Source organism: Novilysobacter viscosus (assembly GCF_046600715.1).
GTDB classification, from domain to species: Bacteria; Pseudomonadota; Gammaproteobacteria; order Xanthomonadales; family Xanthomonadaceae; genus Lysobacter_C; species Lysobacter_C viscosus.
Map to the genome: position 1 here is coordinate 354,479 of NZ_JBJMAV010000003.1, position 15,738 is coordinate 370,216.

Annotated in this window: 13 protein-coding genes, 1 tRNA gene and 1 pseudogene; 12 read left to right on the plus strand and 3 right to left on the minus strand. The window is 69.1% G+C overall.

All coding sequences use genetic code 11. The features are described 5' to 3' along the window. Positions 1-33: 33 nt before the first annotated feature. The 9 genes from ACJQWL_RS07400 to ACJQWL_RS07440 all read left to right on the plus strand — a co-directional run bounded on the left by ACJQWL_RS07400 (position 34) and on the right by ACJQWL_RS07440 (position 4,941). Complete coding sequence (locus ACJQWL_RS07400; protein ID WP_330968349.1) at positions 34-162, plus strand: hypothetical protein; 129 nt, start codon at positions 34-36, stop codon at positions 160-162. Between the two features lie 8 nt (positions 163-170). Then, positions 171-320 carry a hypothetical protein gene (locus tag ACJQWL_RS07405; protein WP_330968348.1) on the plus strand — a complete coding sequence of 50 codons (150 nt, stop codon included), beginning with the start codon at positions 171-173 and terminating at the stop codon, positions 318-320. 54 nt (positions 321-374) lie between these two features. After that, positions 375-533: a hypothetical protein gene (locus tag ACJQWL_RS07410; RefSeq protein ID WP_330968347.1), complete on the plus strand. Its 159-nt coding sequence runs from the start codon at positions 375-377 to the stop codon at positions 531-533. A gap of 188 nt (positions 534-721) precedes the next feature. Continuing rightward, positions 722-1,693 carry a HEAT repeat domain-containing protein gene (locus tag ACJQWL_RS07415; protein WP_330968346.1) on the plus strand — a complete coding sequence of 324 codons (972 nt, stop codon included), beginning with the start codon at positions 722-724 and terminating at the stop codon, positions 1,691-1,693. 14 nt (positions 1,694-1,707) lie between these two features. Further along, positions 1,708-2,634, plus strand: a complete 927-nt coding sequence (locus tag ACJQWL_RS07420; protein WP_330968345.1) for a transposase — start codon at positions 1,708-1,710, stop codon at positions 2,632-2,634. Continuing rightward, positions 2,621-3,523 (plus strand): ABC transporter ATP-binding protein, encoded by a 903-nt coding sequence (locus ACJQWL_RS07425; RefSeq protein ID WP_330968344.1) that lies wholly within the window; start codon positions 2,621-2,623, stop codon positions 3,521-3,523. The genes ACJQWL_RS07420 and ACJQWL_RS07425 overlap by 14 nt, the downstream gene beginning before the upstream one ends. Then, a complete protein-coding gene (locus ACJQWL_RS07430; RefSeq protein WP_330968343.1) occupies positions 3,520-4,287 on the plus strand; it encodes a hypothetical protein in 768 nt (255 codons plus the stop codon). Before ACJQWL_RS07425 ends, ACJQWL_RS07430 begins: the two co-directional genes overlap by 4 nt. A 45-nt stretch (positions 4,288-4,332) precedes the next feature. After that, the gene (locus tag ACJQWL_RS07435) at positions 4,333-4,632 is read left to right on the plus strand and encodes a hypothetical protein (protein ID WP_330968342.1); all 300 of its coding nucleotides are present in this window, start codon (positions 4,333-4,335) and stop codon (positions 4,630-4,632) included. A 233-nt stretch (positions 4,633-4,865) separates the two neighbouring features. Further along, positions 4,866-4,941: transfer RNA gene (locus ACJQWL_RS07440), tRNA-Lys, on the plus strand. Between the two features lie 113 nt (positions 4,942-5,054). Here ACJQWL_RS07440 and recQ read toward each other — a convergent pair. Both recQ and ACJQWL_RS07450 read right to left on the minus strand, forming a co-directional pair. Beyond that, a complete protein-coding gene (gene recQ / locus ACJQWL_RS07445; protein ID WP_330968341.1) occupies positions 5,055-6,869 on the minus strand; it encodes a DNA helicase RecQ in 1,815 nt (604 codons plus the stop codon). A 151-nt stretch (positions 6,870-7,020) separates the two neighbouring features. Next, positions 7,021-7,650, minus strand: coding sequence for a Dps family protein (locus ACJQWL_RS07450; protein ID WP_330968340.1), 630 nt, complete (start codon positions 7,648-7,650; stop codon positions 7,021-7,023). Positions 7,651-7,735: 85 nt separating this feature from the next. Between ACJQWL_RS07450 and hrpA the strand changes: the two genes are divergently transcribed. Further along, a complete protein-coding gene (hrpA, locus tag ACJQWL_RS07455) occupies positions 7,736-11,857 on the plus strand; it encodes an ATP-dependent RNA helicase HrpA (protein WP_330968339.1) in 4,122 nt (1,373 codons plus the stop codon). On the opposite strand, the gene ACJQWL_RS07460 is transcribed toward hrpA, so the two are convergent. Continuing rightward, positions 11,850-12,359 (minus strand): hypothetical protein, encoded by a 510-nt coding sequence (locus tag ACJQWL_RS07460; RefSeq protein ID WP_411300808.1) that lies wholly within the window; start codon positions 12,357-12,359, stop codon positions 11,850-11,852. The genes hrpA and ACJQWL_RS07460 overlap by 8 nt on opposite strands. A 42-nt stretch (positions 12,360-12,401) precedes the next feature. On the opposite strand from ACJQWL_RS07460, the gene ACJQWL_RS07465 reads away from it, so the two are divergent. After that, on the plus strand, positions 12,402-14,567 hold the full coding sequence (locus ACJQWL_RS07465) for a RelA/SpoT family protein (protein WP_411300816.1): 2,166 nt from the start codon (positions 12,402-12,404) through the stop codon (positions 14,565-14,567). Positions 14,568-14,662: 95 nt separating this feature from the next. After that, positions 14,663-15,738, plus strand: a pseudogene (locus ACJQWL_RS07470) (hypothetical protein); the annotation flags it as partial.

Sequence of the window (15,738 nt, forward strand, 5' to 3'; positions counted from 1 at the left end):
TTGGAGCAGTACCCATCAACCAAGGAGAAACACATGAACATCAGTCAGATCCCGTCGCTGGACATGGAAGTCGGCATGCCGAGCTCGCGTACGCAGAACAGCCTGCTGGAGCCGGTGACGCTGGCGATCCTCATCGCCATCGCCATCCTCGACCCGCAGTGAGGCCCGACATGAACATCAACAGCATCCCCACCCTGGATTTCGACGTGGCTGTCGTTGGTTCGGAAACGCAGGACTCAACCGTTGGTGGCGTCTGCGTCATCGTCGGCGTGGTCGCCGGCGTGATGATCAACCAGCAGACCCACGAAGCCGCCGCCTGACCCCGCGGGCCGGGCAACCGGAGCCCGGCCGGCAACTCACAAGGACTTGAAAACATGAAGACGAACCTGATCGCAGCAGTACCGCGTTTGGACATGGATGTCGGCGTCGTCGGCACCGAGGTCCAGGATTCCACCGTAGGTGGCGTGTGCGTGGCCGTCGGCATCATCGCCGGCGTGTTCATCAACACCAATACCGAAGCGGCGACTCTTTGAAGTCGGTGCGGGGCGGTCTTGCCGCCCCGCTTCTTCCCAGGCTCAGGCGGTCTTGCCGCCGAGCTTCTTCCAGGCCTCAGGCGCGACTTCGCCTGCTTCTCCCAAGGCTAGTGGTGGTTCAGCCGCCGCGCTTCTTCCCAGGCCGATGGCGGTGCGTCCGCCAAGGCTCCACATCAAAGGACGATAACGTGGAAAACAGCCAGTTCTTCCTGTCGCAGTACGCCAACAATCCCGACGAGCAGGCCAAGTTCTTCGGCGCTGCTCGGGCCGCCAGCGACCGGCACGCGGAACTCGCCGAGATTGCGCTGATCAAGTCCTCGATCGGGGCGATGGCTGCCCCCACGTTCGAAGACATGCGGCCGCACTTCAGCCGTTTCCTTGCCTCCGACGCGATTGCCGGGTTCTTCCGCAACGAGGTGGAATGCTCGCTCGAGAGCGACATCCACCAGGCGCAGGGCCAGAGCATCGACAACGAGGCCATGACCGGCCTCCAGTTCATCGACACCGACCATTTCGCGGTGGCCACGGTCGTGGCCGACCCGACCTCGGTGGCATTCAAGAAGCACCGCAACCGGTCCAAGCCAAGCTCGATCATGATGACGCCCAAGGACCTGCTGGTGCGCTTCATCAAGGGCGGCAATGCCGTCGTGACCGTCTACACCTGCGATGCGATCACCGATGAAAGCCCTGCCACGCCCGACACCTCCTGCAGGGTCCTGCGGACCTTCCGGGTGGAGGACGGCGACGAGCTGGTCCTGCGCGCCGGGCGCGACTCGTTCACGTTCGAATCTGCCGAAACGGTGGTCTGTTTCGCCCAGGCCTACGCCAAGCAGTCCACGGCGTCGGTCATGCCGGAGTTCGACTCCGCCACCCACCGGCTGATCGGCCTGTCGGCCACCAACGACAAGGCCTCGCGGATCCAGATGATGGCCACCATCCTGCGGCTGTTCGAGCACGGCGACGCCTTCGAGGCGTGCCTTCCGTTCGCCGGACATACCGACTATTTCGTGCGCTGGTACGTGATGCGCGAGCTGCTCGCCATCGATGCCGACCGGGCATGGCCGCTGGTCGAGAAGATGGCCGAGCAGGACCCGCACCCCGATGTTCGCAGGACCGCGCGCCGGACCTTGGAACACTTCCGCACCCCCATCGCCGCCTGATCAGGACCACTCCCATGCCCATTGTCATCGACACCGAAGAAACCCGCGTACTGCAGCTGGAAGAGCTGATCGAGCGCCTCGACCGCGGACTGGATACGCGTTGCCACGACAGCATGCTGGAAGCCGCTGGCGACCTGAAGGCACTGTCCAACAACCGCACCTTCCTGGCCGATGTGGTCGCGCGGGAGCTCAAGGACCTGGCGACCATGCAGCGGGGCAACACGTACACGCCACAGGTCGTGATGCTCCACCTGGACCCCTGCAAGAACTACTTCCTGCGGGCCAACATCTGGCCCAGCGCCAACGACGCGGTGATGCAGGCCAGCGGGCCGGACCCGTTCTTCTACCACAAGCCCCACGACCACAACTTCAACTTCCTGACGGTGGGTTACCACGGCCCGGGATACTGGAGCGACTACTACGAGTACGACTACGACAAGGTCGCTGGCTACCCCGGCGAATCGATGGGCCTGCGGTTTGTCGAGCGCTCCGCGCTCAACCGGGGCAAGGTGATGCTGTACCGCGCATTCGTGGACGTGCACGACCAGCTGCCCGCGGACGAGCTGTCGATCTCGCTCAACATCATGGAAAACACCCTGCGCCCGGTGGTAACCGACCAGTACGCGGCGGATACCGCAACCGGCGTGGTCAAGAAAATGGTCAATCGCAACAACATGGTGTGCGTGCTTTCGGTTGCAGCCGCCATCGGAGACGAGAATACGGTCGACATCATCGACCACATCGCCCACAAGCACGTCAATCCGCGGGTGCGCTTCGCCGCGCTCAAGAGCCTGGGTTCGCGGGTGGCCGATCCCGACCAGCGCATCGAGCTGATGATGCAGGGCATGAACGATGATTCGGCGCTGGTGCGTGAATCGAGCCGCGTCGAGATCCAGAAGGTCAACGCTCCCCGGCAGGAGATCGAGCATGTCTTCGCTTGAGGTCACCGGCGTCACCAAGCGCTACCCGGGGTTCGAGCTGCACCCGACGTCGTTCTGCGTGGAGCCGGGCGAGATCTTCGCCGTACTCGGCCTCAACGGCGCAGGCAAATCGACCCTGCTCAGGACGATCGCCGGAACGGTTCTGCCCGATGCCGGAGAGGTACGGGTCAATGGCATGGTGCGCAAGCCCGGCCGTGTCGATCCGACGCTGAGCGTGGTGCTCGATGGCGGACGCAGCCTGTACTGGAAGATGTCGGTGGGCGAGAACATCGACTACTTCGGCGCGCTCAAGGGTGCGTCCGCCAAGGCGCGAGGAACGCGGCGCAACGAGGTGCTGGTGCGGGCGGGGCTCGTGGACAAGGCCTCCAGCCTGGTGGGAACGCTGTCGCGTGGCATGCAGCAGCGCCTGGTGCTGGCAATAGCGGTGATGTGCGAACCGCGGGTACTGCTGCTGGACGAACCGACGCTGGGCGTCGACCTTGTGCACGAGCGACAGATCCTGCAGAGCATCGAAACGCTGCGTGAGCGGGGCTGCGCCATCGTGCTGACGTCCCACCAGCTGGACTTCGTGGAGCGGCTGGCCAGGCGCGCCCTTGTGCTGGCGGATGGGCGCCCCGGGGAATCCCAGACAATCGGGCAGCTGCAGGACGTGCTGTGTCGCCGGGTCCTGGAGGTGGAACTGGAGCAGGCGCCGGCCGATGGCACCGTCGAGCGATTGCGCGCCATGGGAGTGTCGGTGGTCGAACGCAGCCTGCGCGCGGATGCCACCAGCACCTGTCTTTACAGCGTCCTGGAAGCGGTCCGTCCGGCGCCGATCATCTCGTGCACGGTAGGTCGGGCCAGCCTGCGCGATGCAATGGAGCAGTTGGCCCACAAGGAGGCGGCATGATGTACATGATCTGGATGGAGCTGCGCAGGTCGTTGTTGCAGATGCGCCGCTACCCCGTCGAAACCACGCTCTCGTTCCTGATCCTTTCGGGCATGTTCTTCGGCATCGCGTATGGCACGGATGCAGCGTTCGGTACCGGCGCGCCGGCCGATCGCGTGGCAACGCTCACCGTGGTCTCGTTCATGGGATGGATGCTGTGCATGAATCTGCTCTCGGGCGCGGCGTCCGAGCTCGAGGCCGAAGCCCAGGGCGGGACGGTGGAGCAGCTTTTCACCGGCGGGCTGACCCTGCAGCGCATCCTCCTGGCCCGCATGGTGGCTGGGGTGGTCGTGACCGGCACGATCGTGGCGGTCATCGTCCTGGTGGTGGGGCGCCTGGCCGACATCGGGCTGGTGGCGCCGGCCGTTGCGTCGGTCGCGCTTGCGCTGTTGACGGCGGCCGGGGGCGGGTTCCTGCTAGCCGGCGTGGCCCTGCTGGTCAAGAAGACGCGGGCCCTGGTACTGCTGGCCACGTTCGGACTGATGCCGGTAATGATGGCCGACAGCGCGGTCCAGTGGATCGGCGCGACGCCTTCGATGCTGCTGCTGCCCTTCGTGGGGCCGATGGGGCTGGCCAAGGCGGTGCTGCTGGGTCACCCGGCGTGGAGCTGGACGGCGTTCGCCATCACGGCCGCGGTGTCGGTGGTGTACTTCGCGATCGGCTACCTGCTTTTCAGCCGCATGCGGATCGCGGCGATGCGTCGCGGCACGATCGGCCACTACTGAGCCATTACTGAAAATGGACCACTGCATAGCAAGGGAGGCTTGGGGATGCGACTGACGGATGAAGAGCTCAAGCATGTGCTCAATGTCGATTGGGGCATGCGGTTCTGGTCCTGGTTCCGCTGGGTGATGGTGGCGGTTCTGCTGCTCGCGGCGACCGGCGGGTACACGGGACTGGTGAGCCCGCCACGTCCGGAGTGGATCGTCGCGGGCTTCGTCTACCTGCTGGTCGCGTGGCCGGGCCTGTGTCGGGCTCACGTCTACCGCGCATTGCGCCGGGTGATCGACGCCGATCCGGAAGCGCGCGAGCAACTGCAGCTGGCGCGGGCGCGCGATCGCCGCGCATGATCCGGGGCGAGCGTCCCTGGGCAATGGGCGCCGTGCGTAACCGCCACGGGTAGGGGCGGCGGGCTTCCGCCCGGGAGGCACGGATACCCGGGCGCGAGCCCGCGGCGCGATCAGGGGCCGGGCGCAATCAGCGGCAACCCATCGCCTGGACGAGCGGATGCCGGGTTCGCGGGCTCTGTGGCACAATCGCGCCCCGGCAGCGTGTGCTTGCCGCACAGGCAGATTGGCCGTGCGGGTCGTTAGCTCAGTTGGTAGAGCATCGGACTTTTAATCCGCTGGTCGATGGTTCGAATCCATCACGACCCACCATGGCCACCCGCCGCCTGCCCAGCAGGAAAACCCCGCCGACGCGGGGTTTTGTCGCTCTGGCCGCCGAGCCTGCGCCCGCGGCTGCAATGCGCGCCCGCCACCGCAAAGGCCGGTCACGCCGCCGCATCGCAATCGAACAGGTGCTGCAGCACCGCGTCACCGTAGCGGTCGAGCTTGGTCTGGCCGATGCCGGGGATGCGCGCCAGGTCATCCAGGTCTTCCGGTGCGGACTGCGCGATCGCGCGCAGGGTGGCGTCATGGAAGATGACGTAGGCGGGGACGTTCTGTTCGCGGGCAGTGGTGGCCCGCCACTCGCGCAGGGCATCAAAGCGCAGTTGCGAATCCGCCGGCAATTCGATCATTGCGCTGGCTGCGCCGCGACGCTCCCGGCGCCCGCTGCGCGGCAGCTCACGGCGCAGCGCCAGGCGCTGTTCGCCGCGCAGTACCGGGCCGGCCTGGTGGGTCAGGCGCAGCGCGTTGTGGCGATCTATATCGGCTTCCAGCAGGCCGAAGGCGACCAGTTGCCGGAACACGCCGCTCCACTGGCGCGCATCCAGGTCTCCGCCGATCCCCCAGGTGCTGATCGATTCGTGCCCGAACCGTTGCGTCTTTTCGGTCGATGCACCCCGCAGCACGTCGATCACGTGGCCGGCGCCAAAGCGCTGGCCGGTGCGGTACACGCACGACAGCGCCTTGCGCGCCGCCTCTGTTGCATCCCAGGTCTGCGGCGGCTCGATGCAGTTGTCGCAATTGCCGCACGCGCCTGCGTGCGACTCGCCGAACCATTCAAGCAGGGCCTGGCGGCGGCAGCGCGTGGACTCGCAATAGCCCAGCAGGGCGTCGAGCTTGCGCAACTCCAGTTGCTTGCGCTCTTCGGGCGCGTCGCCCTGGCCGATCATCTGGCGCAGGTTGACCACGTCGCCCAGGCCGTAGCTCATCCATGCCTCGGCCGGCGCGCCGTCGCGGCCGGCGCGCCCGGTTTCCTGGTAATAGCCCTCGATCGACTTGGGCAGGTCGACGTGGGCGACGAACCGGACGTCGGGCTTGTCGATGCCCATGCCGAAGGCGATGGTGGCCACCATCACCACGCCGTCTTCCTGCAGGAACCGGCGCTGGTTGGCGGCGCGCACCTCGGCGGCCAGGCCCGCGTGGTAGGGCAGGGCCTTGATGCCCGCGGTGGCGAGCTGGTCGGCGAGGGTGTCCACCCGCTTGCGCGATAGCGCGTAGACGATGCCGCTTTCGTCGCGATGGCCGTCAATGAAGTGCAGCAACGCGCGCGCGCCGCTTCCATCCTTCTGCACCACCCGGTAGCGGATGTTGGCCCGGTCGAAGGAGCTGACAAACGTGCGCGCGTCCTCCAGCGCCAGTCTTTCGGCGATCTCCCGGCGGGTGGGTGCGTCGGCGGTGGCGGTGAGCGCGATGCGCGGGATATCGGGCCAGCGCTCGTGCAGGACGGTCAGCTTGCGGTACTCGGGCCGGAAGTCGTGGCCCCATTGCGACACGCAGTGCGCCTCGTCGATGGCGAACAGGGCGATGTTCGCGCGGTCCAGCAGGTCCAGGCAACGCCCCGTGAGCAGTCGCTCGGGCGCCACGTACAGCAGGTCCAGGTCCCCGCCGATCAAGCGGCGCTCCACGTCCGCGGCGGTGGCCGCGTCCAGCGTCGAATTCAGGCAGGCCGCGCGCACGCCCAGCTGCAGCAGGGCGTCGACCTGGTCCTGCATCAGTGCAATAAGCGGTGAAACGACAATGCCGCAGCCTTCGCGCAGCAGCGCCGGCAGCTGGTAACACAAGGACTTGCCGCCACCGGTGGGCATCAGCACCAGCGCGTCGGCGCCGTTGACCAGGCAGTCGACGATTTCGGCCTGTTCGCCGCGGAAACCCGGGTGGCCGAAGGTGGAGCGGAGCAGGTCGAGCGCGCGGTCGGTCATGGGTGCAAAGGGTAGCAAGCACCCGTCGCAGGCACTGCGGCCAGCCGCCCCCGGGAGCGTCGGAAAGTGCCGACAATCCGGGTCGGGGCTACCACAGACAAAGAAAAACCCGCCGGGGCCGCGGCGGGTCCTTCGATCAGGCCAAGGGGGTTTACTGGAGCAGTGAGCGCAGCATCCAGGCGTTCTTCTCATGGACCTGCAGGCGCTGGATGAGCAGGTCCTCGGTGGGATTGTCGTCAGCGTCGTCGGCCAGGTCGGCCACCTTGCGGGCGGTGCGGCATACCGCTTCGTTACCGACGGTGAGCTGGCGCACCATCTCGCGCCAATCGGCGGCGTCCGACAGGCCGGGCTCCTCGGGGATGGACGACAGTCGGGTGAACTCGGCATACGAACCCGGCGCGTTGAACCCCAGGGCGCGGATGCGCTCGGCGATCTCGTCCAGCGCGTTCCATTGTTCGGTGTACTGGTTCTCGAACATCACGTGCAGCGCGTTGAACATCGGGCCGGTGACGTTCCAGTGGAAGTTGTGGGTCTTCAGGTACAGCGTGTAGCTGTCGGCGAGGAAGCGCGACAGGCCTTCGGCGATCTTCTTGCGATCGGCGGTATTGATCCCGATATCGATGACCGGCGCGCTGGATGCCGGCGACGGCGAGGCAGCGGGAACGTTGGATGGCTTTTGCCCGGCCTTGGGCTTGGAGCCCGAGGCCTTTTGCCCCGCCTTGGGTTTGGAACTCGACGCTTTTTGCCCGGCCTTGGGCTTGGAACTCTTGGTCTTGGCCATGAGGTTTCTCCCTTCGTTGGGGTTGCAGTGACAATACGTGTCGCGGCGTACCGCGTGAAATGGTTTGTTCTTCTCGATCCGATCAATGAAGCCTATCGACCGCCCCGACAGCATGGCGTCAACAAAAGCCGCCCTGCGTGAGGGGCGCGGCGCGATCGACGGCGCCCTCAGCCGCGACCGCGGCCGCCTGCATTCATTGTGGTCACGTTGGAACGGGCGTCCCGAGGACACGGAGGCCCGCCGGGCGTTCACGGACCGGCTGTCGCAATCGGTCGCCCAGCGCGAGTCGCGCGCGGCCGCCCTGCCGCAGGCCCCGGTCGACCCGGGGCTGCCGATCGCCACCGAGGCCGACCGCATCGTCCAGCTCATCCGGGACCACCCGGTGGTGGTGATCGCGGGCGAGACGGGCTCGGGCAAGACCACGCAGATCCCCAAGCTGTGCCTGGCGGCCGGTCGCGGCGCGGCGGGGATGATCGGCTGCACCCAGCCCCGCCGGATCGCCGCGCGAGCGGTGGCGCGGCGCGTGGCCGAGGAGCTGCGCGTGCCACTGGGCGGCGCGGTCGGCTACCAGGTGCGCTTTACCGAGAACGTCGGCGAACAGACCGCGGTGAAGTTCATGACCGACGGCATCCTGTTGGCGGAGATCGCCTCGGACCGCTGGCTGTCGCGCTACGACACCATCCTGATCGACGAGGCGCACGAACGCAGCCTCAACATCGACTTCCTGTTGGGCTACCTCAAGCAACTGCTGCAGCGCCGACGCGACCTCAAGGTGATCGTGACCTCGGCGACCATCGATACTGCGCGCTTTGCCGCCCATTTCGACGACGCGCCCGTGGTCACGGTCGAGGGCCGCGGCTATCCGGTGGAGGTCCGCTACCGCCCGCTGGAGGGGGACGGTGAGTCCGACGGCGAGCGCACCGTCAACCAGGCGATCGTGGCCGCGTGCGACGAGATCGCGCGGGAAGACCCGCGTGGTGACGTGCTGGTGTTCCTGCCCGGCGAGCGCGAGATCCGCGATGCCCACCAGGCCCTGGAGCGCCGCAAGTACCGCCACACCGAAGTGTTGCCGCTGTATGCGCGCCTGTCGGTGAGGGACCAGGATCGCGTCTTCAACCCGGGTCCACAGCGTCGCATCGTGCTGGCCACCAACGTCGCCGAAACGTCGTTGACGGTGCCGCGGATCCGCTACGTGGTCGATCCGGGACTGGCCCGGGTCAAGCGCTACAGCCCGCGCGCCAAGCTCGACCGGCTGCACATCGAACCGGTCAGCCAGGCCAGCGCAGACCAGCGCAAGGGCCGCTGCGGCCGCATTTCCGAAGGCACGTGCTACCGGCTGTATGCGCAGGCCGACTTCGAGTCGCGGCCGCGCTACACCGACCCGGAAATCCGCCGGGCCGCCCTTGCCGGGGTGATCCTGCGGATGTTGTCGCTCGGGCTGGGTTCGATCGAGGCGTTCCCGTTCCTGGAGCCTCCCGAGCCGCGTGCGGTGGCCGACGGCTGGCAGGAGCTGGCCGAACTGGGCGCGGTCGACCACGCCTCCGACCGCGACCGACGCGTTCTCACCCCGGTTGGCCGGGTCATGTCGCGGTTGCCGGTGGACGTGAAACTGGCACGCATGCTGGTCGCCGCGAACGCGTCGGGCTGCCTGCACGGGATGCTGGCGATCGCCTCGTTCCTGGGCATCCAGGATCCGCGCGAGCGGCCAGCCGACCAGCGCGCGGCGGCCGACAACGCGCATGCGCAGTTCGCCGATCCCAAGTCCGAGTTCGTGGGCATCCTCAAGTTGTGGGAGGCCTACCAGCTTGCGCACGAAGAGCTGACCCAGTCGAAGTTGCGCGGCTGGTGCGAAAAACACTTCCTGGGGTTCCTGCGGATGCGCGAATGGCGCGAGCTGCACCGCCAGCTGAAACTGCAGTGCGAGGAGCTGGGTTGGGACGTCGAGCGCGCGGCGGCCGTGGCGGCGGTCACTGGCGACGCCGCCCACCGGGCGGCGGGATCCGGCGAACCCGTGGCCGCCCGGGGGCGACGCAGGGGCGGCCGCGAGCGCCGTGCGCCGGGACCCGACCGCACGGGGCCCGATGCAGCGCCGCCTGCAGAGACGGGACCGCAGCGGTTCGACACCGGCCACTACGCCCGCCTCCACCGCGCGCTGCTCACCGGGTTGCCCACGCAGGTGGGGCATCGCGCCGACCGCGGGGTGTACGACGGGCCGCGCGGCCGCAAGTTCCAGCTGTTCCCCGGCTCGGCGCTGGCAAGGAAGCCACCACCGTGGGTGCTGGCGGCCACGCTGCTGGATACCGAGCGGGTATGGGGGCTGACCAACGCGGCAATCGAGCCGGAATGGGCCATCGAGGCGCTGCCGCACCTGCTGGCCCGTCGCCACCACGACCCGCGCTGGGCGCGGTCGCAGGGGCGCGTGGTCGGCAGCGAGCAGGTGTCGCTGTTCGGGCTGGTGCTGGCGCCCAAGCGCCCGGTGCACTACGGCGCGCTGTACCCGGAGGAGGCGCGGGCCATCTTCGTCCGCGAAGCGCTGGTCACCGGAGAGATCAACACGCGGGCGGCCTTCCTCTCGCGCAACCTTGCGGTGCTCGAACAGGCCCGGCAGGAGGAGGCCAAGCAGCGCCGCGTAGGACTGGTGGTGGATGAGGAATGGATGGCGCAGTGGTACCTCGACCGCCTGCCGCCGCACGTGCACAACGCCCACGCTTTGGACGCGTGGCTGGGGAAGCTCGATGCCGCCGCCCGGGCCGGGCTCGAGTGGTCGATGGACGAGTTGATGGTGGGCGACGAAAGTGACGCCTCCCGGTTCCCGGCGGTACTTGCGGTCGGCGACGCCCGGCTGGCGGTGGTCTACCGGTTCGAGCCCGGTGCCGCGGATGACGGCATGACGGTTACCGTACCCCTGCACCTGCTGGGAGCGCTGGACCCGGCACAGGTGTCATGGCTGGCGCCGGGCTTCGTCGCCGAGCGGGCGGCCGCGCTGATCCGCGCCCTGCCCAAGACGCTGCGGCGGAACTTCGTTCCCGCACCCGACTTCGCCCGAGCGTTCGCCGAAGCGCACCCCCGGTACGAGGCGGACGACTTCACCGGTACGTTGTCCCGGTTCCTCGGGCGTGCCACCGGTGCCGGGGTATCCCGCGGCGACTTCGACGAGTCGGTGCTGGAACCGCACCTGCGGATGAACCTCCGGCTGCTGGACCGGGACGGCCGTGCAGTGCTGGCCGAGTCACGCGATATCGACGCGCTGAAGCGGCGGTTCGGCGCCGCCGCCGCCGAGGCGTTCGCCGAGCGGGCCGCCGATGGCCTTGCCCGCCAGGGGCTGGTGGCCTTCCCGGAGACGCCGGTGCCGCATTCGGTTCCGGGGGCAGGTGGGGTACCGGCGTGGCCGGCATTGCACGATGACGGCGACACGGTCTCCCTGCAGGTCCACGCGCAACGCGAGGTGGCCGACCTCGCCCACCCGGCCGGTGTGCGGCGCCTGCTGGTGCTGGCGTTGGCCGACCGCCTCCGCCAGGCGCGCAAGCAACTGCCGGTGTCGGCGCGAACGGCCTTGCAGTACGCCGCGCTTGAATCCCTGGGCGTCCGGCCGGCCCCCGCGCCCGCGGAAGGCGACCGGCTGCGCGCGGACCTTGTGCAGGGTGCATTCGACGCGCTCACCGCCGAAGGGCTCGATGACATCCGTGACGCGGCTGCATTCGCGGCGCGCCGCGACGAAGTGGGCAAGGGTCTGTTCGGCGAGTCCATGGAACGGCTCAAGCTGGCCGAGTCGATCCTGGACGGCGTCGCCGAAGCCCGGGGATCTCTCGATTCCCCGCTGATGGGCTGGGCGAGCGGCAACCTGGATGACATGCGCGCGCACCTGGCCGCCCTGGCGCCTCCCGGATTCATCAGCACGACGCCCCAGCAGGCCCTGCGCGACTACCCGCGCTACCTGAAGGCACTGGCCCTGCGCGGCGAGCGCGCGCTGCGCGACCCGATACGCGACCAGGCGCGGATGCTCGAGATCAAGCCCTTCGCCGATGCGCTGCGGGAAGCAGAGCGTCAGGGGGTGGCCGACCATCCGGACTGGAACGCGCTGCGCTGGGACCTGGAGGAACTGCGGGTGTCGCTGTTCGCACAGGAGCTGGGCGCGCGCGGGGTGTCGCCCAAGAAGCTGGCCACGCGGCTGGCCGCCATCGGCCGCCGACCCGCAGTGCCTACTTGATCCGCTTGACCTTGGCGCGCCGGTTGTAGCCGTCCACCGCCAGGTACCAGACGTTCCCGACCAGTGCCGGGGCAATGGTGACGCCCGGGTCCTGAAGGCGGACCCCGGCCAGGCGTGCATCGTCGACCTGCTCCCAGACGTGGCCGTTGTCCAGCGTGTAGCTGCGGCCCTGGCCGAAGCCCCGGAACTCTCCGGCGATGCGCGCGACGATCGGTTCGGACGAGCCGAAATCGAGGAACCCGCGGTTGGCCTCCTTCACCTGCGCCCGCGCGGTTTCCGCGGCCTTCGCGGTTTCCGCATCCAGGGTGCGCCCCAGCCAGACATTCAGGCGTGCCAGCTGGTCGGCGGTCAGGCCATCCAGCCCGGCGGCGCGAAACTCCTCGGGGGTCATTTCCAGCTCGATCCGTCGCGGCGCGTCCTGCGCCAGCAAGGCGAAGGGCACGGCGGCCAGCACGAGCGAGAGGAAGAGCGGGCGAAGCACGGGGGTGCGGTGTGGAAGCATGGCCTGTTCCTCTGGCGGGATGCTCGCTAGTGTAGTCGGGAAATTTTGCCTGCGACCCGCTCCACGATGCACCCCGCGCCCCACTTCCCCGCAGCCGTGCTGGACCACCCGGCGGTGGCCGCGCTGTCGCCTGCCTGGCGGCAGGCGCTGCTTGCCGATGCGCCACCGCGAGGCGGCGCGGCGGTCGAGCCGGTCGAAGTGACGCTGGGCGTGCTGGACGCGCTGGCCCGGCTGGATGCCGACGCGGACACCGTGTTGGCGGCGTTGGTGCATGCCTCGCCGGGCCTGGTCGCCGCGCTGGGTGCCGAGTTCGCGGCCCGCTATCCCGCGGTCGTGGCGCTGCTGGATGGCCAGGCCGCGGCGGCACAGGTATGGGCGCTGCACGCCGAGCGCAGCGGCAGCGCGGGCAGCGAAGGCCTGCGCCGCCTGCTGCTGGCCATCGTCCGCGACCTGCGGGTCGTACCGATCCTGCTTGCCCGCCAGTTGGCGTGGATGAAGCAGGCCGGGACGTTGCCGGAGGCGCAACGGCGGGAGCTGGCCACGCTGACCCGCGATATCCATGCGCCGTTGGCCAACCGGCTGGGCATCTGGCAATTGAAGTGGGAGCTCGAGGACCAGGTTTTCCGGCATCTGGAGCCCGACACCTACCAGCGCATCGCGCGCCTGCTGGATGAAAAGCGTGGCGCCCGCGAGCGCTACATCGAGCACGTCACCCAGGTGCTGCGCGAGGCGATGGCCGCGCAGGGGATCGCCGCGGACGTGGCCGGGCGGCCCAAGCACATCTACAGCATCTGGCGGAAGATGCAGCGCAAGGGCGCGCCCATCGGCGAGCTCTACGACCTGCGAGCGGTGCGGGTGCTGGTCCATGACGTCGCGTCGTGCTACGCCGCGCTGGGCGTGGTGCATGCCACCTGGGTGCCGGTCCCCAGCGAGTTCGACGACTACATCGCCCGGCCCAAGCCCAACGACTACCGGTCGCTGCACACCGCGGTGATCGGGCCGGAAGGCAAGACGCTCGAAGTGCAGATCCGCACCCACGACATGCACCGGCAGGCCGAGCTCGGCGTGGCCGCCCACTGGCGCTACAAGGAGGGCGGCCGCGGCGGCGATGCGGCATTCGACCGCAAGATTGCCTGGATGCGCCGGCTGCTGGAGGACGGCGGTGGCCGCGATGACGCCGCGCTGGCGGGGGAGCTCGATACCGAGCTGGTGGAAGACCGCATCTACGCGCTGACCCCCAAGGGAGAAGTGGTCGACCTGCCCGTCGGTTCCACGCCGCTGGATTTCGCCTACCGCGTGCATACCGAGGTGGGGCATCGTTGCCGGGGCGCCAAGGTCGACGGACGGATCGTGCCGCTGGACCATTGCCTGCGCACCGGCGACCGGGTCGAGATCATGACCGCCAAGACCGGTGAGCCCCGGCGTGACTGGCTGGTGGAGTCCAATGGCTTCCTGGCCAGCCCGCGCTCGCGCGAGAAGGTGCGCGCGTGGTTTCACCGGCTTGACCGCACCCGCAACGAAGCCGAAGGCCGCGAACTGCTGGACAAGGAACTGCGCCGTCTGGGCCTGCTGGGTGCCGACCTGGCCCCGGCGCGTGAGCGCTTCCACCTGGCGGGCGACGGTGAGCTTTACGTGCAGGTCGCCCTGGGCGATCTCGGCCCCCACCAGGTGGCGCGCGCCCTGGCCGAACACCAGCGGGCGGCTGACGCGCCGGTCGAGCCCGCCCACCTGCCGGCCGAAGCGCGCAGGCCCGCCCGCGGGCGCCCAGGCGATTTCACCGTGCAGGGCGTGGGCAACCTGCTGGTGCAACTGGCGCGGTGTTGCCAGCCGCTGCCAGGCGAGCCGATCCTGGGCTACCTCACCCGCGGACGCGGCGTGACCGTGCACCGGCCGGACTGCGGCGCCCTGCAGCGACTGCTTGCACGGCAGCCGCAGCGCGTGATCCCGGTGGAGTGGGGGCGCACGGGCAGTGGTTACGACGTTGACGTGGAACTGGTCGCCCTCGACCGCAAGTGGTTGCTCAAGGAAGTGACCAACGCCATCGCCCAGGCCAACGCGCACGTCAACGCGATCCGTAGCGACCACCAGCGCAACGGGGCCAGGGTGCGACTCCGGCTGACCCTGCGGGTGAGCGACTACGGGCAGCTCTCGTCGTTGTTGGGCAAGCTGGCCTCGCTTCCCGGCGTGGAGCGGGCGGGGCGTCTCTAGATCCCGCCCACGCTCGGCCGGATCACGCTCCAGCGGCGCCGCGCGTCTATCCTTTGCCGGCGATGCCGCCCCTCCCCGACTCCAAACCCGCCCGCATGGCGTCCGCCCTGGCCACCCTGCGGGCGCACGCACGGACCCTGTCGCGCTCGCGCTGGCGCTGGGCGCTGCTGCTGCCGGTCCTGCTGCTGGCGTTGTGGGTCCTGCGGCATCCCCTTTCGGACCGCATCTGGCCGGAGACCCGCGCGCAGCAGCTGCGCCGGGAAGCCGCCGAAGCACTCGCGTTCGGCCACTTGAGCTCGCCCGACGGCACCGGCGCGCGCGAACTGTACGAAGCCGCGCTGGCACTGGATCCGGATCGCCCGCAGTCGCGGGACGGCCTGAGCCTGGTGGGCCACGCGGCGCTGGCGCGTGCGGATGCCCAGATCGCGGCAGGGCGCTTCGCCGAGGCGCGCCAGTCACTGGCGCTGGCGCGCGCGCTGAGCGTCCCGCAGCCGCGGCTGCACGAGCTGGAAGCCCGGCTGCACAAGCGCGAGCTGGGTGATGCAGGGGTGGATCGGCTGCTCGACGTGGCCGACGCCGCACGTCGCGGTGGCCGACTGGACGGCGAGGGCTACACCGCGCTGCGGCTCTACCAGCGTGTGCTCGCTCTGGAGCCGGGGAACGTGCGCGCACTGGAGGGTCGCGAGGACACGTTATCCGAGCTGCTCACCCAGTCGCGTTCGATGCTGGGTCGAGGCGCACTGTCGGACGCCGCGGCGGTGCAGGCGCGGGTCGCAGCGGCCGACGCGGGCCATGTCGACCTGCCCGAGGCCCGCGCCGCGCTGGCGGCGGCGGTCGACGAGCGGGTGCGGCGCGCGGAAACCGACCTGTCACAGGGGCGCCTGCCGGAGGCTCTTGCAGGGTTCCGCGCCGCGCTGGAAGCCCGCCCCGATGACACCCGCGCCGCGACCGGCGTGCGGCGGACATCGCAGGCGTATGTACGGCGCGTGGTCGAACTGGCCTCGGACTTCCGCTTTACCGAAGCGGAGGCCGCATTGGCGCGGGCTGTCGCCGCCGACCCCGCGATGCCGGGCCTGCAACTGGCCACCATCAACCTGTCCGGCGCGAGCATTGAGGACGACGCGTTGGCCACGCTGGTGCTGGACCTCATCGAACAGCACGGCATCGACCC